This is a genomic window from Mycobacterium sp. MS1601 (assembly GCF_001984215.1).
Classification (GTDB): Bacteria; Actinomycetota; Actinomycetes; order Mycobacteriales; family Mycobacteriaceae; genus Mycobacterium.
Genome location: NZ_CP019420.1, coordinates 909,576 through 931,653, shown reverse-complemented (window position 1 = coordinate 931,653; position 22,078 = coordinate 909,576). Strand labels below are relative to the sequence as shown.

Below are 22,078 nucleotides of genomic sequence, written 5' to 3'. Positions count from 1 at the left end.
GCGGGTGGGCCGCCACCACCGCACTTTTCGACCAGAAGGAACTCCCATGAGCGTGAAATCGCTTGTCGCCGCGACACCGAGCGGGCGCAGCAGAGCACTGTTGATCGACGACGCCGAGTACTCCACGGCGGTGATCCGTCAGGGTGAGCCCATCCCATGGGCGGACACCACCGCGCTGGTCGGACACTTCGGGCAGGTGCGAGGGTTGCTGGACCCCGATGCGCTGTGGGTGGACCTCCGCCGGCTGCAGGCTGCGCACCTCGCCGCGCGACCCGACCTCGTGACCGCGATGGCCGCCCGCACCCGAACCGGCTATCCACTACGGACGCTGCTGTGTGACGACGATCTGATGAGCGCCACGGTGGACGCCCTGGCGACAGTGGCCGGCACGTCCCGGCGTGAACTGGTGCTCGCCATCCCGTCGCCGGCGGTCTGGCTGACCTGGGCACACGATATCGCGGGCAATCCTCTCGACGGGGTGGACGAGGACCGGGCCGACAGCGCGTCGATGTACCTCGCCGAGTGGCTGGGCCGGCTGGGTTCGGTGGCGGTGGCGCTGGTACTGCTGGATGCGCGCGAGCAGGCCGCCGGGACGCCGGAGCGGCTGGATGCCTACACCGCGATCGCCAATGTGGCATCGCATTTCGGGTGGTCCTTGGCGTTGCGGCACACAGCAGGATTCGAGACAGCGCCGGGTGATCCCGAGATCGCGGTGCTGCCCGGCGAATTCTGGACCGGGGAGGCCGAGGTGCCCGACGCCGAGGTGCTGGTGTCCACCATTCCTGCGGCGGCAGCGCCGGAACGGGTGCTGGACCGGCTGGCGGCGCTGGCCTGAACCGGACTCAGACCAGATACACCTTGCGCAGCGTTTCGCTGACCGTCCAGGTGGTCTCGGAGCCGGCGGCCAGTCGTACCACATCGCCGGCACCGACGCTCAACGTCGGCGACCCATCGGCGAATTCGATTGTCGCCGAACCGGACAGCACCACGAACAGTTCGTCGGCCTCGACGTCGGTCATGACCCCGACGCTCATCTCCCAGATGCCGAACTGGCTGCCCGCGAACTCGCCGAGTTCTCGGGTGGCGGTGCTGGGCGATCCGCTGACGGACTGGTCGACGGGCACGGGCTCGTGCGTCAACGCGGTGGAGATGGCACGGACGACGGTGTTGGGCTGCACGGCAGAGAATCTAGCGTATTACGACTATTGTACGAGTGTCGCGAAACTGTAATAATGGCGGTCATGTCGGACACGCATGTCGTCACCAACCAGGTTCCGCCGCTGGAGAACCACAATCCGGCGTCGTCGCCGGTCCTGATCGAGGCGCTGATCCGGGAGGGCGGGCAGTGGGGCCTCGACGAGGTGACCGAGCTGGGTGCCCTCTCCGGCACACCGCAGGCGCAACGCTGGGGTGAGCTCGCCGATCGCAACGTGCCGATCCTGCACACCCATGACCGCTACGGTCACCGCGTCGACGAGGTTGAATACGACCCCGCCTATCACGAGCTCATGACCGTGGCGGTGAGGCACGGACTGCACGCCGCCCCGTGGGCCGACGACCGGGCCGGCTCACACGTCGTCCGCGCCGCCAAGAACTCGGTGTGGACGCCCGAACCCGGCCATATCTGCCCCATCTCGATGACCTACGCGGTGGTGCCCGCGCTACGGGCCAACCCGCAGCTGGCCGCGATCTACGAACCGCTGCTGACCAGCCACACCTATGATCCGGAGTTGACGGTGCCGGCGGCCAAATCCGGTATCACCGCAGGCATGTCGATGACCGAGAAACAGGGCGGATCCGACGTCCGCGCGGGAACCACGCAGGCCACCCCCAACGGGGACGGAACGTACTCGTTGACGGGACACAAGTGGTTCACCTCGGCGCCGATGAGTGACATCTTCCTGGTGCTGGCCCAGGCGCCGGGCGGGTTGAGCTGCTTCTTCCTGCCCCGCGTGCTGCCCGATGGCACGCGCAACCGGATGTTCATCCAGCGGCTCAAAGACAAGCTGGGCAACCACGCCAATGCCTCCAGTGAAGTCGAATACGACGGCGCCACAGCGTGGTTGGTGGGTGAAGAGGGCCGCGGAGTGCCCACCATCATCGAGATGGTCAACCTCACCCGTCTGGACTGCACCCTGGGCAGTGCCACCAGCATGCGCACTGGGCTCACCCGGGCCATTCACCACGCCCAGCACCGAAAAGCCTTCGGCGAGTATCTGATCGATCAACCGCTGATGCGCAACGTACTCGCGGATCTGGCTGTGGAGGCCGAAGCGGCGACCATGGTGGCCATGCGCATGGCAGGCGCGACGGACAAGGCGGTGCGTGGTGATCACCGCGAGGCGATGCTGCGCCGGATCGGGCTGGCCGCCAGCAAGTTCTGGGTATGCAAACGCGCGACGGCGCATGCCGCCGAAGCCATGGAATGCCTGGGTGGCAACGGCTACGCCGAAGAGAGTGGAATGCCGCGGCTGTACCGCGAGGCGCCGCTGATGGGCATCTGGGAGGGCTCGGGCAACGTCAGCGCACTGGACACCTTGCGCGCCATGGCAACTCGACCCGAATGCGTGGACGTGCTGTTCGACGAACTCTCGCTGACCTCGGAGCCCCGCCTGGATGCCCACGTCGCGGGACTCAAGGCCCAGTTGGGCGATCTGCAGGACATCCAGTACCGAGCCCGCCAGATCGCCGAGGACATCTCCCTGGCGCTGCAGGGGGCGCTGCTGGTGCGTCACGGCCACCCGGCGGTGGCCGAAGCCTTCCTGGCCACCCGGCTCGACGGCCGCTGGGGTGGTGCCTACGGAACGTTGCCGACGGGCCTGGACCTGGCCCCGATCATCGAGCGCGCGTTGGTCAAAGGCTGATTTCCGTGCCGAGCAGACGCAAACTCGCGTTGGAACCCGCCTCAGCACTCGATTTTGTGTCTGCTCGCCGACAGGGGGTGACCTCATGACCCACGCGATCAGGGCCGTCGACTTCGACAACCTCAAGACGATGACCTACGAGGTCACCGGCCGCATCGCTCGTATCACGTTCAACCGCCCGGAGAAGGGCAACGCGATTGTTGCCGACACGCCGCTGGAACTCTCCGCCCTGGTGGAGCGCGCGGACCTCGACCCGGACGTGCACGTGATGCTGATCTCCGGTAGGGGAGAAGGCTTCTGCGCGGGCTTCGACCTGTCGGCGTACGCCGAAGGATCGTCGTCGGCCGGTGGTGGCAGCCCGTACCGCGACACCGTGCTGTCGGGAAAGACGCAGGCGATCAACCACTTACCGGACCAGCCGTGGGACCCGATGATCGACTACCAGATGATGAGCCGCTTCGTGCGGGGCTTCTCCAGCCTGATGCGGGCCGACAAGCCGACCGTGGTGAAGATCCACGGCTACTGCGTGGCCGGCGGCACCGACATCGCGTTGCACGCCGACCAGATCATCACGGCTTCCGACGCCAAGATCGGCTACCCGCCGATGCGGGTGTGGGGGGTACCCGCCGCCGGGCTGTGGGCGCACCGCCTCGGTGACCAGCGGGCCAAACGCCTGCTGTTCACCGGCGACTGCCTCACCGGCGCGCAGGCCGCCGACTGGGGCCTGGCCGTCGAAGCGCCGGAACCCGAAGACCTGGACGAGCGCACCGAGCGGCTGGTGCACCGAATCGCGTCGATGCCCGTCAACCAGCTCATCATGGCCAAGCTGGCGTGCAACACCGCACTGCTGCAGCAAGGTGTGGCCACCAGCCAGATGGTCAGCACCGTGTTCGACGGGGTCGCACGGCACACCCCGGAGGGGCACGCGTTTGTCGCACAGGCACGTGAACACGGCTTCCGCGAGGCCGTACGGCACCGTGACGAGCCTCGCGGTGACCACGGTCGCAGGACCTCCGACGTATGAAGCTGACGGCCAGGTCGGTGGTGCTCTCGGTACTGCTGGGTGCGCATCCGGCGTGGGCCACCGCGGCCGAATTGATCAGGCTGACCGCTGATTTCGGGATCAACGACAATGCGCTGCGGGTGGCGCTGACCCGGATGGTGGCGGCCGGTGATCTGATCCGGTCCGCGGACGGCTATCGCCTGTCAGCCCGGCTGCTCGCCCGCCAGCGCCGACAGGACAGCGCACTGACGCCCGAACTGCGCAGCTGGGACGGCAGCTGGACCACACTGGTGATCACCGCCGTGGGGGTCGACGCCAAATCGCGCTCAACACAGCGGAAGATGCTGCAGGAAAACAGGTTCGGTGAACTCCGGGAAGGGGTGTGGCTACGCCCGGACAATCTGAGTGCCGAGCTTGCCGAAGAGATCGGTGCCCGGGTGCGGATACTGTCCAGCCACGACCACGCCCCTGCTGAACTGGCCGGACTGTTGTGGGATCTGCCGCAGTGGAGCGCGACTGGGCACCGGCTGATCAAGGAGATGGCCGAGGCGCGCGACATCCCGAGCAGGTTCGGCACTGCAGCGGCCATGGTGCGGCACCTGCTCACCGACCCGCTGCTGCCTGACGAGCTGCTTCCCGCCGGTTGGCCCGGTGACGAACTACGCTCCCGTTACCAGGAATTCGCGGCCGAGCTGTCCGCTCGCCGAGATCGCGTGGAGGCGATATGAGTGGCGGGGTGCGGATCGAACGTGTTGGCCCGGTGACCACCGTCATCATGAACCGGCCGCATGCGCGTAACGCCGTCAACGGCCCGGCGGCGGAAGAGCTGTACGCGGCGTTCGAGGAGTTCGACAACGACGACGATGCCGCGGTGGCGGTGCTGTGGGGTGATGGCGGCACCTTCTGCGCCGGTGCGGACCTCAAGGCCTTCGGCACGCCGGACTCGAACACGGTGCACCGCACCGGGCCCGGGCCGATGGGGCCGACACGAATGACGTTGTCCAAGCCGGTGATTGCGGCCGTCAGCGGCTACGCGGTGGCCGGCGGGCTGGAGCTGGCGCTGTGGTGTGACATGAGGGTCGCCGAGCAGGACGCGGTCTTCGGGGTGTTCTGCCGACGCTGGGGGTGCCGTTGATCGACGGCGGCACCGTGCGGTTGCCTCGCCTGATCGGGCACAGTCGCGCCATGGACCTGATTCTCACCGGGCGGGCCGTCGAAGCCGCCGAGGCCCTGCAGATCGGGCTGGCCAACCGCGTGGTCGCCACGGGTACCTCGCGACAGGAGGCGGAGAAGCTGGCCGCCGAACTGGCCGCACTACCGCAGCAATGCCTGCGGGCCGACCGGCTTTCGGCGCTGCGTCAGTGGGGTTTGTCCGAGCAGGAGGCGATGGACGTCGAGTTCGCCAGCATGTCGCGCGTGAAGGACGAATCACTGTCCGGTGCGCGACGGTTCGCCGATGGCGCGGGACGGCACGGGCAGAAAGCCTAGCCCTTTTCGATCTTGTTGCCCGAGCCCAGGTTGTCCACCCGCGGCTCACCATCGGTGTAGGTCACGGTGTTGTTGATCCCGACCACCGTCAGCTCGTTGTCCACGGTGTCGAACGTGATCCGGTTGTCGGCGCCACCGATGTTGACCGATGCGCAGACACCCGAGACCGTCAGGGTGTTGTTGGAGCCGCCGACGTTGAGGGATTTGCCGTCGGCACAGTCGATTTCGGCGGTGGTGCCGAACGAGCCGTAGTTGATGGTGTTGCCGACCTCGACCTGCGCACCCGATGTGCCCGCCGTGACGGTGGGGCTGGTGGTGTCCGAACTCTGCGATCCACACCCCACCAGGGCCAGGGCCGTGGCAGCGAGGAGGAGTGGAACACGGCGCAGCATGGAGAGTCCTTTCGGCCTGGTCAAGCGGGAACGTGAGCGATGCGGTTGGTCATTCCCAACTCGCGGCCGCGGTCGATGATCGCGGGGGCGCCGTTCTTGAAGTAAGCCGTCTGCTCGAAGCCGTAGACGGTGATGTCGTTGACGACGTTGTCGGCCACCACGGTGTTGTAGGACCCCTGCATGGTGACGGCCCAGCAGTTGCCCAGCGCGGTGATGAAGTTGTTGTAACCGTTGATCAGCAGCAGGGAGTCATTGCAGTCCACTGTCCGGGTGATCCCCACCCCGGTGATGTGGGTGTCGCCGTTCTTGGCGGCCGCGACGGGCGCACCGGCGAGCAGACCGGTGGACAGCACTGCGCAGCCGACCAGCGCACTACCTGCAGACTTCAGCTTCATGGTGCCCCTCCGCTCATCGGTGCGGTAGAGCCTACGTGGTGGTCGGCCCTCATCGGAGAAGATCGCATCTACCCGGCTCGCAGCAAGCCGCGCAGATCAGTACGGTGAGGGGCGGTGAAAAGGCACGTTCTTTTGATGGCAGTCGCCGCGGGCATAGCGGTGACCGGGTGTTCGCACACTGTCTCCGGGACAGCGGAGCTGGCCGAACCGCAGGCCGAGGACTCCGGCCGCAATTTCGGCTACCTCGACAACAGCTGCGGCAGGCTCGCCGACGAGACCGTGCGAGACACCCTCGAGGCTGACGACGTGGTGCGCCCCTACAGCGGAGCCGTCTGCCAGTACGTCCTGCTCAAAGGTGACACCACCACCATCGACGCCACCTTCTCCTGGTTCGACACCGGCACCCTGGACCGCGAGCGGGCCGTCGCCGAGGAGCGCGGTGCCGAGATCACCGAGAAGGTGGTGCAGCGGTACCCCTCGATCCTGGCCCGGACGTCGGTGACGGGAGCATCCTGCTCTGCCACCACGTCCGCCAACCCCGGCGTCCTGAGCTGGTGGGTGCAGTATCGCGACACCCAGGACGGCGACCCGTGCGCCGACGCCGAGAAACTACTGGCAGCCACCTTGTCGTCGGAGATGTGAGTGACGCGTTTTGTCCTGGTGATCCTGGCTGGGCTGCTCACGGCCTGCGGGTCACCGTCGGATCCGGAAGCGACCCCCGCCGCGGTCCCGCCCGGCGGATTCAGCAGCGGTGAGTGCAACCGGGTCACCGACGACGAGGTGGAAGAAGCGGCCGGAACGGCGATCTTCAAGAAGGTCCTCGACAGCGAAACCGGCTGCTTCTGGCAGGAACAGACGATGCTGGGGTCCGTCGGCGCCGGCATGGGCATCTCCACCTGGTGGTACCGCGGCAGCGACCTGGACGTGGAACGCAGGCTCGAACAGGAGGCCGGCCGCACCATCACCGAGCTGGAGATGTCCGGTAACCAGGGCTTCATGGCCGAGGACGTCAACGCCTGCAGCATCTACATCGACAAGGGCGACGACGTGATCGCCTGGACCATCCAGACACTGAACCCGGCCAGCCTGCCGGACCTGTGCGGCATCACCGAAGAACTGGCCCAACTGTCCCAGGACCGCGTCAACTAGAGTTTCTCGGCGACCGTAGTTCGGTCGGATACCTGAGGGGCACTTTCATGGCAGCACGGCCTGACCCGTCGTCGACGGGCGCGCGGCCGCGTGCCGGAGCCCGGCAGGCGAAACTGAGCCGCGACATCATCGTCAACGCGGCGCTGAACTTCTTGGACCGCGAGGGTTGGGATGCGTTGACCATCAACGCGCTGGCCAACCACCTGGGCACCAAGGGGCCCTCGCTCTACAACCACGTCGACAGCCTCGAAGACCTGCGTCGCACCGTCCGGATGCGGGTGATCGGCGACATCATCGGCATGCTCAACACCGTCGGCGAAGGCCGGGTGCGTGAGGACGCCGTGCTGGTGATGGCCGGGGCGTACCGCAGTTACGCCCACCACCATCCCGGCCGGTACTCGGCCTTCACCCGGATGCCGTTCGGTGACGACGACCCCGAGTACTCGGCGGCCACGAAGGAAGCGGCCGGTCCGGTCATCAACGTGCTGATGTCCTACGGACTCGAAGGTCAGGACGCGTACTACGCGGCCCTGGAATTCTGGTCTGCGCTGCACGGATTCGTGCTGTTGGAGATGACGGGCGTGATGGACGACATCGACACCGACGCCGTGTTCTCCGACATGGTGTTGCGGCTGACGACGGGGCTGGAACGTCGGGATTAAAACGGCTGGTCGGTTGACCTGCGTAAGCGCTTCAGCGGCAGTTTTGTCGCCATGGCCGCCCCTGGTATCGTGGGAGCTCGTGCCTGGCCCAGATGGGCGCATGCGGCCGTTTTGTCGGCAGTTGTGCGCGCACGCCGGGCCAATTCGCATGTCTACAGGCATCGGGCGATCGTGAGAGCGCCTACGCTTGAGTGTGTGCGACACGCCCGGCCGCGGGGTATGTGGACCGAGCAAAACTGCAGTACAGAGACTTATTAAAACGCTGAAGAACAGAACAGCAACACAGCACTACAGAGGAAGCCGGTAAATGCCAACCATTCAGCAGCTGGTCCGCAAGGGTCGCCGCGACAAGATCGCCAAGGTCAAGACCGCGGCCCTCAAGGGCAGCCCGCAGCGTCGTGGCGTGTGCACTCGCGTGTACACCACCACCCCGAAGAAGCCGAACTCGGCGCTTCGGAAGGTGGCACGCGTGCGGTTGACCAGCGCGGTCGAGGTCACCGCCTACATCCCGGGCGAGGGCCACAACCTGCAGGAGCACTCCATGGTGCTGGTGCGCGGCGGTCGTGTGAAGGACCTTCCCGGTGTGCGCTACAAGATCATCCGCGGCTCGCTGGACACCCAGGGTGTCAAGAACCGCAAGCAGGCCCGCAGCCGTTACGGCGCGAAGAAGGAGAAGAGCTGATGCCGCGCAAGGGTCCCGCGCCGAAGCGCCCACTGGTCAACGATCCCGTCTACGGGTCGCAGCTGGTCACCCAGCTGGTCAACAAAGTCCTGCTCGACGGGAAGAAATCTGTGGCTGAGCGCATTGTTTATGGTGCGCTCGAACAGGCTCGCGAGAAGACCGGCACCGATCCGGTCGTCACGCTGAAGCGCGCCATGGACAACGTCAAGCCGGCCCTCGAGGTCCGCAGCCGTCGTGTCGGTGGCGCCACCTACCAGGTTCCGGTCGAGGTGCGCCCCGAGCGCTCCACGACGCTGGCGCTGCGTTGGCTGGTCAGCTTCTCCAAGAACCGTCGTGAGAAGACCATGGTCGAGCGTCTGGCCAACGAGATCCTCGACGCCAGCAACGGCCTCGGTGCCGCTGTGAAGCGCCGCGAGGATGTCCACAAGATGGCCGAGGCGAACCGGGCCTTCGCGCACTACCGCTGGTGATTGTCACCCGGCGGTCGAAGCCGATCGCCGGGCGCACTCGAATACACCTTTAGCAAGCGAAAGTTGGGAATCTAGCGTGGCACAGGACGTGCTCACCGACCTCACCAAGGTCCGCAACATCGGCATCATGGCGCACATCGATGCCGGCAAGACGACGACGACCGAACGCATCCTCTTCTACACCGGTATCTCGTACAAGATCGGTGAGGTGCACGACGGTGCCGCCACGATGGACTGGATGGAGCAGGAGCAGGAGCGGGGTATCACCATCACCTCGGCTGCCACCACCTGCTTCTGGAACGACAACCAGATCAACATCATCGACACCCCCGGCCACGTCGACTTCACCGTCGAGGTAGAGCGCTCGCTGCGCGTGCTCGACGGTGCCGTTGCCGTCTTCGACGGCAAAGAGGGCGTGGAGCCGCAGTCCGAGCAGGTGTGGCGCCAGGCCGACAAGTACGACGTCCCGCGTATCTGCTTCGTCAACAAGATGGACAAGCTGGGCGCCGACTTCTACTTCTCGGTCCAGACCATGAAGGACCGCCTGGGCGCCAACGTCGTCCCGATCCAGCTGCCGATCGGCTCCGAAAGCGAATTCGAGGGCGTCGTCGACCTGGTCGAGATGAAGGCCAAGGTGTGGCGCGGCGAGACCAAGCTCGGTGAGAAGTACGACGTCGTCGACATCCCGGCCGATCTGCAGGAGAAGGCCGAGGAGTACCGCACCGCCATGATCGAGGCCGTCGCCGAGACCGACGACGACCTCATGGAGAAGTACCTGGGCGGCGAAGAGCTCACCGTCGAAGAGATCAAGAGCGGTCTGCGCAAGCTGACCATCAGCAGCGCCGGCTACCCGGTGCTGTGCGGCTCCGCGTTCAAGAACAAGGGCGTGCAGCCCATGCTCGACGCGGTGATCGACTACCTGCCGAACCCGCTGGACGTCCCGGCCGCCGAAGGCCACGTCCCGGGCAAGGAAGAGGAGATCATCTCCCGCAAGCCGTCGGCCGACGAGCCGTTCTCGGGTCTGGCGTTCAAGGTCGCCACGCACCCGTTCTTCGGCAAGCTGACCTATGTGCGCGTCTACTCCGGCAAGGTCGACTCCGGCTCCCAGGTGGTCAACTCCACCAAGGGCAAGAAGGAGCGTCTGGGCAAGCTGTTCCAGATGCACTCCAACAAGGAGAACCCGGTCGAGTCGGCGTCCGCGGGCCACATCTACGCGGTGATCGGCCTCAAGGACACCACCACCGGTGACACCCTGAGCGACCCGAACAACCAGATCGTTCTGGAGTCGATGACCTTCCCGGATCCGGTGATCCAGGTGGCCATCGAGCCCAAGACCAAGAGCGACCAGGAGAAGCTGGGCACGGCCATCCAGAAGCTGGCCGAAGAGGACCCCACCTTCAAGGTGCACCTGGACCAGGAGACCGGCCAGACCGTCATCGGCGGTATGGGCGAGCTGCACCTGGACATCCTGGTGGACCGCATGCGCCGCGAGTTCAAGGTCGAGGCCAACGTCGGCAAGCCGCAGGTGGCCTACCGCGAGACGATCAAGCGCGCCGTCAACAACGTCGAGTTCACCCACAAGAAGCAGACGGGTGGCTCGGGCCAGTTCGCGAAGGTCATCATCAACCTCGAGCCGTTCATCGGCGAGGACGGTGCCACCTACGAGTTCGAGAACAAGGTCACCGGCGGTCGCATCCCACGCGAGTACATCCCGTCGGTGGATGCCGGTGCCCAGGACGCCATGCAGTACGGCGTGCTCGCCGGCTACCCGCTGGTGAACGTGAAGGTCACGCTGCTCGACGGCGCCTACCACGACGTCGACTCGTCGGAAATGGCGTTCAAGATCGCCGGTTCCCAGGCGCTGAAGAAGGCCGCCGGTCAGGCGCAGCCGGTCATCCTGGAACCGATCATGGCCGTCGAGGTCACCACGCCCGAGGATTACATGGGCGACGTGATCGGCGACCTGAACTCCCGCCGTGGTCAGATTCAGGCCATGGAGGAGCGCAGCGGTGCGCGCGTCGTCAAGGCGCAGGTGCCGCTGTCGGAGATGTTCGGCTACGTCGGCGACCTCCGGTCGAAGACCCAGGGCCGGGCGAACTACTCCATGGTGTTCGATTCGTACGCTGAAGTTCCGGCGAACGTGTCGAAGGAAATCATCGCGAAGGCCACCGGGGAGTAATCCTCGTTGGTCGGCGGACCACACAACTGAATTGTCAACACTGCTTTAACCGAAGCACCAACAAGTCCAGGAGGACACAGAAGTGGCGAAGGCGAAGTTCGAGCGGACGAAGCCGCACGTCAACATCGGGACCATCGGTCACGTTGACCACGGCAAGACCACGCTGACTGCAGCAATCACCAAGGTTCTGCACGACAAGTACCCCGATTTGAACGAGTCGCGCGCATTCGACCAGATCGACAATGCGCCCGAAGAGCGTGCTCGTGGCATCACGATCAACATCTCCCACGTGGAGTACCAGACCGACAAGCGTCACTACGCCCACGTTGACGCCCCCGGCCACGCTGACTACATCAAGAACATGATCACCGGTGCCGCGCAGATGGACGGCGCGATCCTGGTGGTTGCCGCCACCGACGGCCCGATGCCGCAGACCCGTGAGCATGTGCTGCTGGGTCGCCAGGTCGGCGTGCCCTACATCCTGGTCGCGCTGAACAAGGCCGACATGGTCGACGACGAGGAGCTGCTCGAGCTCGTCGAGATGGAGGTCCGCGAACTGCTGGCCGCCCAGGACTTCGACGAGGATGCCCCCGTCATCCGCGTCTCCGCGCTGAAGGCTCTCGAGGGTGACCCGACCTGGGTCAAGTCCGTCGAGGACCTGATGGAAGCCGTCGACGAGTCCATCCCGGATCCGGTTCGTGAGACCGACAAGCCGTTCCTCATGCCCGTCGAGGACGTCTTCACCATCACCGGTCGTGGCACCGTGGTCACCGGTCGCGTCGAGCGTGGCGTGATCAACGTGAACGAGGAAGTCGAGATCGTCGGCATCCGCCCCGGCACCACCAAGACCACGGTCACCGGTGTCGAGATGTTCCGCAAGCTGCTGGACCAGGGCCAGGCCGGCGACAACGTTGGTCTGCTGGTTCGTGGTGTGAAGCGTGAGGACGTCGAGCGTGGCCAGGTTGTGGTCAAGCCCGGCACCACCACCCCGCACACCGAGTTCGACGGCAGCGTCTACATCCTGTCCAAGGACGAAGGCGGCCGCCACACGCCGTTCTTCAACAACTACCGCCCGCAGTTCTACTTCCGTACCACGGACGTGACCGGCGTGGTGACCCTCCCCGAGGGCACCGAGATGGTGATGCCCGGTGACAACACCGACATCTCCGTCAAGCTGATCCAGCCGGTGGCCATGGACGAGGGCCTGCGCTTCGCGATCCGCGAGGGTGGCCGTACCGTCGGCGCCGGCCGCGTGACCAAGATCCACAAGTGATCTGAGTTTCGCCAGTTCTGCCAACAGCGGCGCTCACCCGAGAGGGTGGGCGCCGCTTTGGTTATGGGGTCCGTCACGTCGCTCGTAGTCGGGCTGTGTGGTGGAGAGTGACGCCCCACTACCCGCTGTCGACAACGAAGTCCGCGAATTCGGCGGCGCCGGCCCACACTCGGATGGTGGGCGCACCACACACGGGTGGCATTGCGGAGCGGATGACGGGATGTCCGTCGAGATCCATCTCGACATTGCCAGCAGCGTCGATGGTCAGATCGATTACGTGCCAGCCATTGTCGAGGTGGGCGGGGATCACCCCGGCATCCGCGTCTGACGGGTACTCGGTGAGTCGGTACCCGCCGAATCCGAAGTCGAATTGCACTGCGGCGCCAAGCAATTCGCTATCACCAGTCTGGGCGTTCAATTCGGCCAACCCGATACCAAAGCCGCCGGACACTCCGGTCGAATGGGAGATGTCGCGGACACGGCCCGTCAGGTGGAGTTCACAGCCACGAGGCCTCACGATCGTGGCTCCGGACCATTTGGTACGCCATGTCTGGACCGAGTCGTGCGTGTCCAGCGTGACGGTGGCGCCGCTGCCGGAAAGAGACGCGTCGACGCCGCCGAACTGCGTCCATGTGCGGAAGTCTGTGATGGCGGGCTCGGGACGCGGATTTGATGTCTGCGCCGGAGAAGCTGTAGTCGCCGTCGGTGCTTCGATGCTTTTTTCAGAATCGGACCGAAGCACGCTCACACAGAGAACCATCACCGCCACCGCCACGACGCACGATGCGACCGCCGCCGGCCAGGCCCATGGCGGGAGCCCGGACTCGGTCGGATTGTATTGGCCGGGAATCCAGGTCGATTCGGACTCCGAATCTTCGGGAAACGGAGGCCAATTGGGTGGCGGATTGTGGGGGATCACCGTCTGCTTCGTCCCATCCTTGGGGGCTCCCAGTCGACTGCGTCACTCATTCGAGGCCGGAAGAACATGTTCTCAAAGCGAGTCACCGCTGTGCTGTCATCCCAACGACCGACACCGGTCGACGCTCAGAGCGTTCTGTCCGCCGAACGTACGAAATCGTGATGCATTGGGGGTATGCGGCTCAGCTGGACATCTGGCTTGCTTCAACTGGGCTAGTTTGGTGCACAACACCTCCAGCGCAACGTTTGTCGCCTCGAGGGAATCGACGCGGCGAGTTGTGGGGTGTGATGGCAGGCTCGCAGTTCAATCCACCTCCGAATTGGCCGGTTCCGCCCGATTGGAGCCCACCGGCGGGATGGGAGCCAGACCCCAGCTGGCCTGCCGCCCCACCTGGCTGGCAGTTCTGGGTACAAGCAGACACCACACGGCCTCGCGCCGATGACGATGAGCAGGTGGTGCTCCCGGTGTCTGCGCAGATCTCACCGAATCCGACCGCGTCGAGAACCCCCACTTTTGGCGGGCCGGTTTTCGGCTCCGACCCCCGTCCGCCGTTCGAACCCGATGACGAATCGCCCACTCCATCAACTCCCAAACCGAATCGGAGAGCTTTCCTCATCGGTGCAGTTGTGTTGGTACTGGCCCTGCTCGGGGGAGGGCTGGCGGTTGCGGCGTGGCTTCGGGACTCGCCGGTGTCCTCCGCGCGACCCGAAGGCATGTTGCCCGCCACATATCCGACGGCGCCCGAATCCGCATGGACGTTCAATGCAGAAGGCGCACAACACGTGGCCACCCCAGTGTTCGGGGCTGCGTACTATGCCTCGCCCGGAGCGATCGTCGTCGGAGACAGCGTAATCGTCCACGTTGCTCTGGACTCAGCGGACAAATCTGCACAATTGGTTTCGCTCAGCCTGGTGACAGGCGAACAGCAATGGTCGAAACCAGTCAATCTGTTCGACGGTTGTGCACGCGGTCTGCTCGATGGGCAACTGGTCTGCCAGAGGTCGGACGCGACAGGCGGCGCACGCACCATCGAGCTTCGCGAGATCCACAGTGGGGCAGTGACATCAACGGTGACGATGCCTTTCTTCGTCAACATGCTGGCCACCGATGGCGCTTACCTTTACACCGGGAGTTACGACGAGACCGATGGCTTCGTCGTAACCAAGGGGACCGTACAGGATCCGTTGTCGGAGTGGCGAACCGTCGTCAGGAGCGGGGAATGCGCTGGTTTGGCAGGCGGTGACGCGTCGGGCCTCGAGGTTCGGGACGGCTTGGTCTGGGGCCACCAGGGCGGCGGCGCCTACGCCGCACTGCGGGCTTCGGACGGGTCTGCCATATTCGGGCACGACGTCACCAACGTCTCAGTCGCCAACATCCCTTTCATCAGCGCACAGCGGTGCAGTTCCACGACAGACGTGGACACGTGGGGTACTGATGTGATCGATATCGACGGTTCTTTGTTGTTCACCACCACCAGCAGAATCCAATCGCACTTGCTCGTCGTGAACGGCGGCGCGGCAACACCATTCCTGACCGTTGACGGTGCTGGCCTCGATCCCGAAACAGGAGAACAGACGTGGCAGCTGCCAGATTGGCAGTCGGGCTCCGCGCGGACTGCCCTCGTCGGCGGTACCTTGCTATCCCAAGGCAGACAGGCAGACGTGCTCAGCACGGCTTCCGTCGAAAGTGGGGACATCCTGTGGACACAATCGCCCGCAGGGCTCGGTAGTGATCCGGTCACCGACGGCGTCAGTCTCATTTCGGAGAATCTAGGCGTCGTCGAGGCCCGTTCCATCGACGACGGAACGGTGCTGTGGGCCACCGAGTCGCTTGCGGCGACAGAGGGAGACAGCCTGGTTCTCTACGCCACCGATGCCGGCCTCCTCTATGTCACCCGCTTCGAGGTAGGGCTGTTCTCGCCAACGGGGCCAGCGGCTGCGGTTCCCGCATACGGATCTAATCTTGCTGAGCAGGATGGCGAGGGCACCGACGTGCGCATGGTCACCAAATGCGGTACCGAGCCGGTTTTCGAGCCGAAACTGGTCGAAGGACAATCGGGTGAGCTGGTGATCTCTACCAGAGTGGTCGCCAAATGTCCTGGCGGAGACATTCTCTCGGGCTCTGCCACCCGAATTACCGTCACCAATACGCAAGGGCAAAACGTCGCATCAGCGATGTTCGATCTCTCAAAGCATCCGATCGTGATCCCGCCGGACAGCTCTGGGGGCGATCCGTCAGTGACGCACCAATTCCGCTTTCCCGCAGGCACTTACTGGCGCATTCCGGTGTCGCTCGATGAAGCGCCTACCAACGGCGCCTCTCAACGGGGCCGGGTGGATCTCGACGCGTCGACACTGCTGATTGATTGCGAGCAGGGTGGCGCCGATGTCGACGAGATCGACGCGACCACTGGCCCGGACGCTCTGTCTTCGACGGGGTTCAGTCCTGCGCCACCCGAGGTGGGAGACCCTGAATCAGCCAGCTTCGATTCCCTGTGGGCGATCGCCCGGGCAGATCGGCCGTTCGTCGCGAGCCGGTTGGCTGACCGATGGGTTCCGCAGCTGAGCTCGAAACGTCCAGGACTGGTTGCGGACGGCATCACCTGGAGCAACAGTTCGACTCTGCGCGAACACCTCGACCTACGGGCGAGATTTCCCGAGGTCCGGCTGTTGTGGAGTGGGGAATGGTCGACGTTCTCGGAGGGAGACTGGTGGATCACCATCGCTGGGGTCACTTTCCCCGATGAAGTAGGGGCGCTGACTTGGTGTCGCGACAACGGCCTGGACCGCGACCACTGTTACGCCAAATTGGTCAGTACCACCCATCCGATCGATGGCAGTACGGCGTTCAACTGATGTAACACCTGTCGACCCGGGCTGCGATAACCCAAGCAACGTCCGCATTCGAAGGGTCCGTATGTTTCGCCGTCTTGCTGCCCTCACCAGTGCCGTCGCTCTTGCCGGTGCGGTGATGGCCACTGCCACCGCCACGGCTGAGCCGATGTGCCCCGACGTGCACTGGATCGGTGCGGCGGGCTCCGGCGAACGCGGGCCGGAAGCGACCATGAACGGCGGCATGGGCCCGGTGATGTACCGGTCGTACTTGAACTTCCAACAGCAGGCCGCCGCAGCCGGCCAGACGGTGACCGGTGAGCCCGTCATCTACCCGGCCGCCGAAGTACCCCTCGACGGCGGAATTCTGGACTGGGCGGGGTTCATCGGCAGCGTCGACCAGGGCACCGGCGCACTGGCGGCCCAGTACGCCAACTTCGTCGCGCAGTGCCCTGGCAGCAAGGTGGTGCTCGCCGGCTACTCGCAGGGCGCGATGGTGGTGCACCGCAATCTGCAGGCCCTCGACGCCAGTCCCAATCTCTCGGCCGCGCTGTTGATCGCCGACGGCGATCGGCGTCCCGACAACCCGACGCTAAACATGGGTACCGCGAGCCTGGTCCCCGGCAAACGCCTTGGCGTCGCACAGGATTGGCCCATCCTGGCCCACGCACCTGGGCCCTTGCCTGCGACCGTGGGAAGCCGCACCATCAGCGTCTGCGACTTCGGCGACGCGGTGTGCGACTACGACCCCGAGGCAGATGAGGACGAGGTATCGGCGCAGTCGATCGCCGTCCACACCAGCTACGCCAACGGCGACTACAGCTGGGTGTCTCCCTTGAGTCAGCTGGTCTCGATGGCGCCGACGCCGGTGGTGCCGCTGCCCGCTCCTGCTCCCGTTTCCGTCCCCGGGGTCTAGGTTCCTGCCGCTACGGTAGGCGCATGTCGACCTTCTGGCGCTACCTCAAGATCCAGGCGTTCGTCCTGGTCTGCGGCATCGTCGGCCCGATCTTCCTTGGCATCTATTTCGCCGCCGGGGCCGACCCGATGATGAAGTGGATGTTCTGGACGGGGCTGTTCGTCACCGCACTCGATGTGCTGATCGCGCTGGCCATCACCGGCGCCGGAACACGCAAGGCCGCCAGAGCGCAGTTCCTCGAACAGCAGGGAGTGCTGGGCACTGCCCAGGTGGTCGGGATCCACGAGACCGGCACCCGGGTCAACGATCAGCCGCGGGTGTTGCTGGACCTGCGCATCGACGGCCCCGGCATCACACCGTTCAGTGCTCAAGACGGTGTGTTGGCCTCGGTGTCTCGGATGCCGATGATCACCAGCCGCCGCTTGGTCGTGCTCGTCGACCCAGCCACCGGTGAATACCAGATCGACTGGAACCGAAGCGCTTTGATCAGCGGGATGATGCCTGCCCAGTTCACCTTGGACGAGGATCAGCGGACCTATGACCTCACCGGGCAGGCAGGTCCGCTGATGGACATCATGCGGATCCTCAAGGCCAACAACGTCCCGCTCTCCGGCACCATCGACCTCCGATCCAATCCCGGGGTTCGCCAGCAAGTGATGAACGTGGTGCGACGGGCGGCGGGTCCGCCGCGTGTGTCGACCTCAGCGCCGGAACCGGTCATGCCCACCGCGCCGGTGCCGTCGACGGCGGCGCGGTTGCAAGAGCTGGAAACCCTGCGAGCCATGGGCACCATCTCCGACGACGAATACACCGCCAAACGACAGCAGATCATCGCCGAGCTGTAGTTACTAGAACACGTTCCAGTTCGGCTGCTAGCCTGACGCCAGCGTGCAATTCGCCGGCAGAAGGGACGGTAGGCAGATGGCGGGACCTCTGGAGGGCCGGGTTGCGTTCGTGACGGGCGCAGCGCGTGGGCAGGGACGGGCTCATGCCGTCCGGCTGGCGAGCGACGGTGCCGACATCATCGCGATCGACATCTGCGGGCCGGTGACAGACTCGATCACCTACCCACCCGCCACATCCGAGGAACTGGCCGAGACGGTGCGCCAGGTCGAGACGACGGGCCGCAAGGTGCTGGCCCGCGAGGTAGACGTCCGCGATCTGGCCGCCCAGCAGCAGGTGGTGGCCGACGCCATCGAACAGTTCGGCCGCCTCGACGTGCTGGTGGTCAACGCAGGCATCCTGAGCTGGGGGCGGCTGTTCGAGATGTCAGAAGAGCAGTGGGACAGCGTGATCGACACCAATCTATCCGGCGCTTGGCGTACGGTGCGGGCCGCGGTACCCGCGATGATCGAGGCGGGCAACGGCGGGTCCATCATCATGGTCAGTTCATCGGCGGGTCTGAAGGCCACCCCGGGCAATGGGCACTACTCGGCGTCCAAGCACGGTGTCGTCGCCATCACCAACGCGCTGGCACTCGAGGTGGGGGAGTACGGCATTCGGGTCAACTCCATCCATCCGTATTCCATCGACACCCCCATGGTGGAACGTGAGGCGATGATGCAGGTGTTCGGCAAGCATCCGACCTATCTGCACAGCTTCGCCCCGATGCCGCTGCACCCGGTGAATCACGAAGGCCAGAAAGGGCTGTCCGAGTTCATGTCTCCCGAGGAGGTATCAAACGTGGTGGCATGGCTGGCCGGTGACCAATCGATGGCGATCTCGGGGTCGCAGATCGCTGTCGACCGTGGGGTCATGAAGTACTAGTGCGCTGCGCGCTGGAACTCACGACGGCGTCTGGTCGGCCGTTGACCTGTCTTGTCAACCGGTGCGGGTGTCGGCGCGTTTCTGCTCCTCGCTCGGCGTTCCCGATACACACGGGGTGGTGTCGTTGGGGTTGCCCATGCCGGGAGCGGCGTGTTTTTCCAGGATCGGTTCCAGTAGTGCCCAGGCGTGTGGGGTGAGCAGTCCGTCGATCGGAATCAACCCATTCGGGCGTTGTGTGCCGCGCCGCAGGTACGCCTGCGCCACCCGATCCTCATCACAGAAGTCGCCGTCCTGGTTGAGCAGGTACGCCAACCGGTCAGCGGCTGTGTCGAACTCGTCGACGGTCAATACGGACGCGTGTGTGGCCAGTTCAACACAATGCCGGATCCGCCTTGCGCTTGTGGGCAGCCTACGCCCTGCAGTCACGCAGTACCGACGCGAACGTTTCCGCCGCCCAGTCGATTTCGTCCTCGGTGATCACCAGGGGTGGCGCGAACCGCAGCGTGGAGCCATGGGTGTCCTTCACCAGCACCCCCCGCTCGGCCAACCGCACGCTGATCTGCTTGCCGGTGCCCAGGGCAGGGTCGATGTCCACCCCTGCCCACAGACCGAGGCCGCGGACAGACAGCACGCCGTGGCCGACCAGGTCCTGCAGCCGGGAGTGCAGCCGCTGCCCGAGAAGCTGTGAGCGACGCTGGAATTCACCGGTCTCCACCAGGCCCACGACGGTGCTGCCGATGGCGGCGGCCAAGGGATTGCCGCCGAAGGTCGAGCCGTGCTCACCGGGGTGCAGCACCCCGAGCACGTCACGATCGGCCACTACGGCCGACAGCGGCATCACCCCACCACCGAGTGCCTTGCCCAGAAGGTACACGTCCGGCACCACATCCCAGTGATCACACGCAAATGTGTACCCGGTGCGCGCCAGCCCCGACTGGATCTCGTCGGCGATCATCAAGACTCCGTGCGCGGTGCAGATCTCACGCACCCGCGGCAGGTAGTCAGCGGGCGGGACGACGATGCCCGCCTCGCCCTGGATGGGCTCGAGCAGCACGGCGACGGTGTTCTCGTCGATGGCGTCCGCCACGGCCCCAGCGTCACCAAACGGCACGGCACGGAACCCGGGAGTGAAAGGTCCGAACCCGCCGCGTGCGGTCGGGTCGGAGGAGAAGCTCACGATGCTGATGGTTCGACCGTGAAAGTTGTTCTCCGCCACCACGATATTGGCCTGACCGGCGGGCACGCCCATGACGTCGGTACCCCACTTGCGAGCCACCTTGATGCCGCTCTCGACGGCTTCGGCGCCGCTGTTCATCGGCAGCACCATGTCTTTGCCGCACAGGCGGGCCAGGGCCGCGCAGAACGGTCCGAGGCGATCGGAATGAAACGCGCGGCTGACCAGGGTGACGGCGTCCAGTTGTGCATGCGCTGTGGCAATGATCGCGGGATGACGATGTCCGAAGTTCACCGCCGAGTAGGCGGCCAGGCAGTCCAGATACCGGCGGCCATCGACGTCGGTGATCCAGGCACCCTCGGCGCGTGCCGCCACCACCGGCAGTGGGGAGTAGTTGTGCGCGGTGTACCGGTCTTCCAAGGCCAGGACGTCCATGTCAGGAGCGATTGTCACGGTAGACCTCCAGCGTGCAGCATTTGACGGATCCGCCGCCCTTGAGCAGTTCGGACAGGTCGACGCCGATGGGCTCGAAACCACGGGCGACCAGCTGCGCGGCGAAACCGTGTGCGCCGGCGGGCATGACCACGTGCCTGCCGTCGGAGACCACGTTGAGCCCCAGCACATAGGCGTCGGCAGAGGCGACCTCGATGGCGTCGGGGAACAGGTCCATCAGCACCGTGCGCGACGCTGATGTGAAGGCCGGCGGGTAGTAGGCGACGGTGTTGTCGTCCAGCACGGCCAGTGCGGTGTCGAGGTGGTAGAACCGCGGATCGGTCAGGTGCAGCGTCACCACCGGCATCCCGGTGAGCTTGGCGACCTCGGCATGGGCGGCCTCGTCGGTACGGAATCCGGTGCCCGCCAGGATCTTCCGGCCGACCACCAGCAGATCGCCCTGGCCTTCGTTGAGGTGCTCGGTAAAGCGCGGGGTGTAGCCTGCCGAGCTCATCCACGCCGCGTAGGCGGCGGCCTCGCCGGCGCGTTCGGCGTGCTTGAAGCGGGCGACGATCGCGGTGTCACCGATCACCAGACCGCCGTTGGCGGCATACACCATGTCGGGCAGGCCGGCCTCGGGGACACCAGGTCAACGGTGTGGCCGAGGCTCAGGTACGTCTGGCGCAGGTCCTCCCACTGGGCGTGTGCCAGGGCCGGATCGACGGGCGTGGCCGTGTCCATCCACGGGTTGATCGCGTACTCGACGGTGAAGTGGGTGGGCGCAGTCATGGCGTAGCGGCGCAACGTGGCGGTGCGCTCGGCGGAAGCCGCCGTGGCGATGTCGGAAATCGTCATGGCATGAGGATATTTTCGCCGCCAGACGCAATCAATCTTCACTCATTGCGTGTCGATATATGATCTGTTGCGCAAACGTGAACATTGCAGCGTTTTGTTGCACAAGGAGGGCTTGGCCTCGATGGATCGGTTGGACGAGACCGACGAATTGATTCTCGCGGAGCTGGCCGAGCATGCCCGGGCCACGTTCGCCGAGATCGGTGAGCGGGTCAGCCTGTCTGCACCCGCGGTCAAACGGCGTGTGGACAAGATGATCGACAGCGGCGTCATCCGCGGATTCACCACCGTGATCGACCGGCAGGCACTGGGCTGGACCACCGAGGCGTACGTGCAGGTGTACTGCCACGGCACCATCTCCCCTGAGCAGCTGCGGGCGGCCTGGGTCAACATGCCGGAGGTGGTGTCGGCGGCCACCGTCACCGGTACGTCGGACGCGGTGCTGCACGTCCTGGCCCGCGACATGCGGCATCTGGAGTCCACTTTGGAGCAGATCCGGGCCAGCGCCGATATCGAACGCAGCGAGAGCATCGTGGTGCTGTCCAACCTGATCGACCGCACTCCGCCGGCTTGAGAACGCAGTTCGAGCAGCTGCACAGAGGGTGGTCCGCCATCGGCCCGGCCCATCGT

Annotated in this window: 22 protein-coding genes and 2 pseudogenes; 17 read left to right on the top strand and 7 right to left on the bottom strand. The window is 65.3% G+C overall.

Annotated elements, in window-relative coordinates; all coding sequences use genetic code 11:
* Positions 1-46 precede the first annotated feature (46 nt).
* Positions 47-835, top strand: coding sequence for a hypothetical protein (locus tag BVC93_RS04405; protein ID WP_083736108.1), 789 nt, complete (start codon positions 47-49; stop codon positions 833-835).
* Positions 836-842: 7 nt separating this feature from the next.
* On the opposite strand, the gene BVC93_RS04400 is transcribed toward BVC93_RS04405, so the two are convergent.
* Positions 843-1,178, bottom strand: coding sequence for a cupin domain-containing protein (locus BVC93_RS04400; RefSeq protein ID WP_083736107.1), 336 nt, complete (start codon positions 1,176-1,178; stop codon positions 843-845).
* Between the two features lie 63 nt (positions 1,179-1,241).
* Here BVC93_RS04400 and BVC93_RS04395 point away from each other — a divergent pair, with 63 nt between their 5' ends.
* The 4 genes and pseudogenes from BVC93_RS04395 to BVC93_RS04380 all read left to right on the top strand — a co-directional run bounded on the left by BVC93_RS04395 (position 1,242) and on the right by BVC93_RS04380 (position 5,355).
* Complete coding sequence (locus BVC93_RS04395; RefSeq protein WP_083740792.1) at positions 1,242-2,864, top strand: acyl-CoA dehydrogenase family protein; 1,623 nt, start codon at positions 1,242-1,244, stop codon at positions 2,862-2,864.
* A gap of 85 nt (positions 2,865-2,949) precedes the next feature.
* Positions 2,950-3,888 carry a crotonase/enoyl-CoA hydratase family protein gene (locus tag BVC93_RS04390; RefSeq protein WP_083736106.1) on the top strand — a complete coding sequence of 313 codons (939 nt, stop codon included), beginning with the start codon at positions 2,950-2,952 and terminating at the stop codon, positions 3,886-3,888.
* Positions 3,885-4,595 (top strand): PaaX family transcriptional regulator C-terminal domain-containing protein, encoded by a 711-nt coding sequence (locus tag BVC93_RS04385; protein ID WP_083736105.1) that lies wholly within the window; start codon positions 3,885-3,887, stop codon positions 4,593-4,595. The genes BVC93_RS04390 and BVC93_RS04385 overlap by 4 nt, the downstream gene beginning before the upstream one ends.
* Positions 4,592-5,355 (top strand): annotated as a pseudogene (locus tag BVC93_RS04380) (crotonase/enoyl-CoA hydratase family protein). Before BVC93_RS04385 ends, BVC93_RS04380 begins: the two are co-directional and overlap by 4 nt.
* Here BVC93_RS04380 and BVC93_RS04375 read toward each other — a convergent pair.
* Both BVC93_RS04375 and BVC93_RS04370 read right to left on the bottom strand, forming a co-directional pair.
* Positions 5,352-5,747, bottom strand: a complete 396-nt coding sequence (locus tag BVC93_RS04375) for a DUF3060 domain-containing protein (RefSeq protein ID WP_083736104.1) — start codon at positions 5,745-5,747, stop codon at positions 5,352-5,354. The pseudogene BVC93_RS04380 and the gene BVC93_RS04375 overlap by 4 nt on opposite strands.
* Before the next feature lie 20 nt (positions 5,748-5,767).
* Positions 5,768-6,142 carry a DUF3060 domain-containing protein gene (locus tag BVC93_RS04370; RefSeq protein WP_083736103.1) on the bottom strand — a complete coding sequence of 125 codons (375 nt, stop codon included), beginning with the start codon at positions 6,140-6,142 and terminating at the stop codon, positions 5,768-5,770.
* Positions 6,143-6,277: 135 nt separating this feature from the next.
* Between BVC93_RS04370 and BVC93_RS33470 the strand changes: the two genes are divergently transcribed.
* The 7 genes from BVC93_RS33470 to tuf all read left to right on the top strand — a co-directional run bounded on the left by BVC93_RS33470 (position 6,278) and on the right by tuf (position 12,557).
* Positions 6,278-6,784, top strand: a complete 507-nt coding sequence (locus BVC93_RS33470) for a DUF3558 domain-containing protein (protein WP_192860189.1) — start codon at positions 6,278-6,280, stop codon at positions 6,782-6,784.
* Entirely contained in the window at positions 6,785-7,291 is a 507-nt protein-coding gene (locus BVC93_RS33465; RefSeq protein ID WP_192860188.1) for a DUF3558 domain-containing protein, read from the top strand.
* A 47-nt stretch (positions 7,292-7,338) separates the two neighbouring features.
* Positions 7,339-7,953, top strand: a complete 615-nt coding sequence (locus BVC93_RS04360; protein ID WP_083736102.1) for a TetR/AcrR family transcriptional regulator — start codon at positions 7,339-7,341, stop codon at positions 7,951-7,953.
* Positions 7,954-8,260: 307 nt separating this feature from the next.
* Complete coding sequence (rpsL, locus tag BVC93_RS04355) at positions 8,261-8,635, top strand: 30S ribosomal protein S12 (RefSeq protein ID WP_068915583.1); 375 nt, start codon at positions 8,261-8,263, stop codon at positions 8,633-8,635.
* On the top strand, positions 8,635-9,105 hold the full coding sequence (gene rpsG, locus BVC93_RS04350; RefSeq protein WP_083736101.1) for a 30S ribosomal protein S7: 471 nt from the start codon (positions 8,635-8,637) through the stop codon (positions 9,103-9,105). The genes rpsL and rpsG overlap by 1 nt, the downstream gene beginning before the upstream one ends.
* 127 nt (positions 9,106-9,232) lie before the next feature.
* On the top strand, positions 9,233-11,284 hold the full coding sequence (fusA, locus tag BVC93_RS04345; protein WP_236950400.1) for an elongation factor G: 2,052 nt from the start codon (positions 9,233-9,235) through the stop codon (positions 11,282-11,284).
* A gap of 82 nt (positions 11,285-11,366) precedes the next feature.
* A complete protein-coding gene (gene tuf, locus BVC93_RS04340) occupies positions 11,367-12,557 on the top strand; it encodes an elongation factor Tu (RefSeq protein WP_083736099.1) in 1,191 nt (396 codons plus the stop codon).
* 118 nt (positions 12,558-12,675) lie between these two features.
* On the opposite strand, the gene BVC93_RS33820 is transcribed toward tuf, so the two are convergent.
* Complete coding sequence (locus BVC93_RS33820; RefSeq protein ID WP_157516761.1) at positions 12,676-13,305, bottom strand: hypothetical protein; 630 nt, start codon at positions 13,303-13,305, stop codon at positions 12,676-12,678.
* A 635-nt stretch (positions 13,306-13,940) separates the two neighbouring features.
* Between BVC93_RS33820 and BVC93_RS04330 the strand changes: the two genes are divergently transcribed.
* From BVC93_RS04330 to BVC93_RS04315, 4 genes are all read left to right on the top strand, one after another.
* Positions 13,941-16,331, top strand: coding sequence for an outer membrane protein assembly factor BamB family protein (locus BVC93_RS04330; RefSeq protein WP_206780393.1), 2,391 nt, complete (start codon positions 13,941-13,943; stop codon positions 16,329-16,331).
* A 61-nt stretch (positions 16,332-16,392) separates the two neighbouring features.
* Positions 16,393-17,223 (top strand): cutinase family protein, encoded by an 831-nt coding sequence (locus BVC93_RS04325; RefSeq protein WP_083736096.1) that lies wholly within the window; start codon positions 16,393-16,395, stop codon positions 17,221-17,223.
* A 23-nt stretch (positions 17,224-17,246) separates the two neighbouring features.
* Entirely contained in the window at positions 17,247-18,068 is an 822-nt protein-coding gene (locus BVC93_RS04320) for an SHOCT domain-containing protein (RefSeq protein ID WP_083736095.1), read from the top strand.
* Positions 18,069-18,144: 76 nt separating this feature from the next.
* On the top strand, positions 18,145-18,990 hold the full coding sequence (locus BVC93_RS04315) for a mycofactocin-coupled SDR family oxidoreductase (protein WP_083736094.1): 846 nt from the start codon (positions 18,145-18,147) through the stop codon (positions 18,988-18,990).
* Positions 18,991-19,044: 54 nt separating this feature from the next.
* Here BVC93_RS04315 and BVC93_RS04310 read toward each other — a convergent pair whose 3' ends face one another.
* From BVC93_RS04310 to ddaH, 3 genes and pseudogenes are all read right to left on the bottom strand, one after another.
* A complete protein-coding gene (locus BVC93_RS04310; RefSeq protein ID WP_192860185.1) occupies positions 19,045-19,338 on the bottom strand; it encodes a DUF222 domain-containing protein in 294 nt (97 codons plus the stop codon).
* A 61-nt stretch (positions 19,339-19,399) separates the two neighbouring features.
* Positions 19,400-20,599: an ornithine--oxo-acid transaminase gene (gene rocD / locus BVC93_RS04305; RefSeq protein WP_083736092.1), complete on the bottom strand. Its 1,200-nt coding sequence runs from the start codon at positions 20,597-20,599 to the stop codon at positions 19,400-19,402.
* A 1-nt stretch (position 20,600) separates the two neighbouring features.
* Positions 20,601-21,451, bottom strand: a pseudogene (gene ddaH, locus BVC93_RS04300) (dimethylargininase).
* A gap of 121 nt (positions 21,452-21,572) precedes the next feature.
* On the opposite strand from ddaH, the gene BVC93_RS04295 reads away from it, so the two are divergent.
* Positions 21,573-22,022 (top strand): Lrp/AsnC family transcriptional regulator, encoded by a 450-nt coding sequence (locus BVC93_RS04295; RefSeq protein WP_083736091.1) that lies wholly within the window; start codon positions 21,573-21,575, stop codon positions 22,020-22,022.
* The last annotated feature ends 56 nt before the right edge of the window (positions 22,023-22,078 follow it).

Bases quoted from the DNA above. Each gene is read 5' to 3' on its own strand.
- rpsL (WP_068915583.1), top strand. From the start codon at position 8,261: ATGCCAACCATTCAGCAGCTGGTCCGCAAGGGTCGCCGCGACAAGATC.
- BVC93_RS04395 (WP_083740792.1), top strand. From the start codon at position 1,242: ATGTCGGACACGCATGTCGTCACCAACCAGGTTCCGCCGCTGGAGAAC.
- BVC93_RS04370 (WP_083736103.1), bottom strand. From the start codon at position 6,142: ATGAAGCTGAAGTCTGCAGGTAGTGCGCTGGTCGGCTGCGCAGTGCTG.
- BVC93_RS04295 (WP_083736091.1), top strand. From the start codon at position 21,573: ATGGATCGGTTGGACGAGACCGACGAATTGATTCTCGCGGAGCTGGCC.
- rpsG (WP_083736101.1), top strand. From the start codon at position 8,635: ATGCCGCGCAAGGGTCCCGCGCCGAAGCGCCCACTGGTCAACGATCCC.
- BVC93_RS04320 (WP_083736095.1), top strand. From the start codon at position 17,247: ATGTCGACCTTCTGGCGCTACCTCAAGATCCAGGCGTTCGTCCTGGTC.
- BVC93_RS04405 (WP_083736108.1), top strand. From the start codon at position 47: ATGAGCGTGAAATCGCTTGTCGCCGCGACACCGAGCGGGCGCAGCAGA.
- BVC93_RS33470 (WP_192860189.1), top strand. From the start codon at position 6,278: ATGGCAGTCGCCGCGGGCATAGCGGTGACCGGGTGTTCGCACACTGTC.
- fusA (WP_236950400.1), top strand. From the start codon at position 9,233: ATGGCGCACATCGATGCCGGCAAGACGACGACGACCGAACGCATCCTC.
- rocD (WP_083736092.1), bottom strand. From the start codon at position 20,599: ATGGACGTCCTGGCCTTGGAAGACCGGTACACCGCGCACAACTACTCC.
- BVC93_RS04375 (WP_083736104.1), bottom strand. From the start codon at position 5,747: ATGCTGCGCCGTGTTCCACTCCTCCTCGCTGCCACGGCCCTGGCCCTG.
- BVC93_RS04315 (WP_083736094.1), top strand. From the start codon at position 18,145: ATGGCGGGACCTCTGGAGGGCCGGGTTGCGTTCGTGACGGGCGCAGCG.
- BVC93_RS04360 (WP_083736102.1), top strand. From the start codon at position 7,339: ATGGCAGCACGGCCTGACCCGTCGTCGACGGGCGCGCGGCCGCGTGCC.
- BVC93_RS04390 (WP_083736106.1), top strand. From the start codon at position 2,950: ATGACCCACGCGATCAGGGCCGTCGACTTCGACAACCTCAAGACGATG.
- BVC93_RS04385 (WP_083736105.1), top strand. From the start codon at position 3,885: ATGAAGCTGACGGCCAGGTCGGTGGTGCTCTCGGTACTGCTGGGTGCG.
- BVC93_RS04325 (WP_083736096.1), top strand. From the start codon at position 16,393: ATGTTTCGCCGTCTTGCTGCCCTCACCAGTGCCGTCGCTCTTGCCGGT.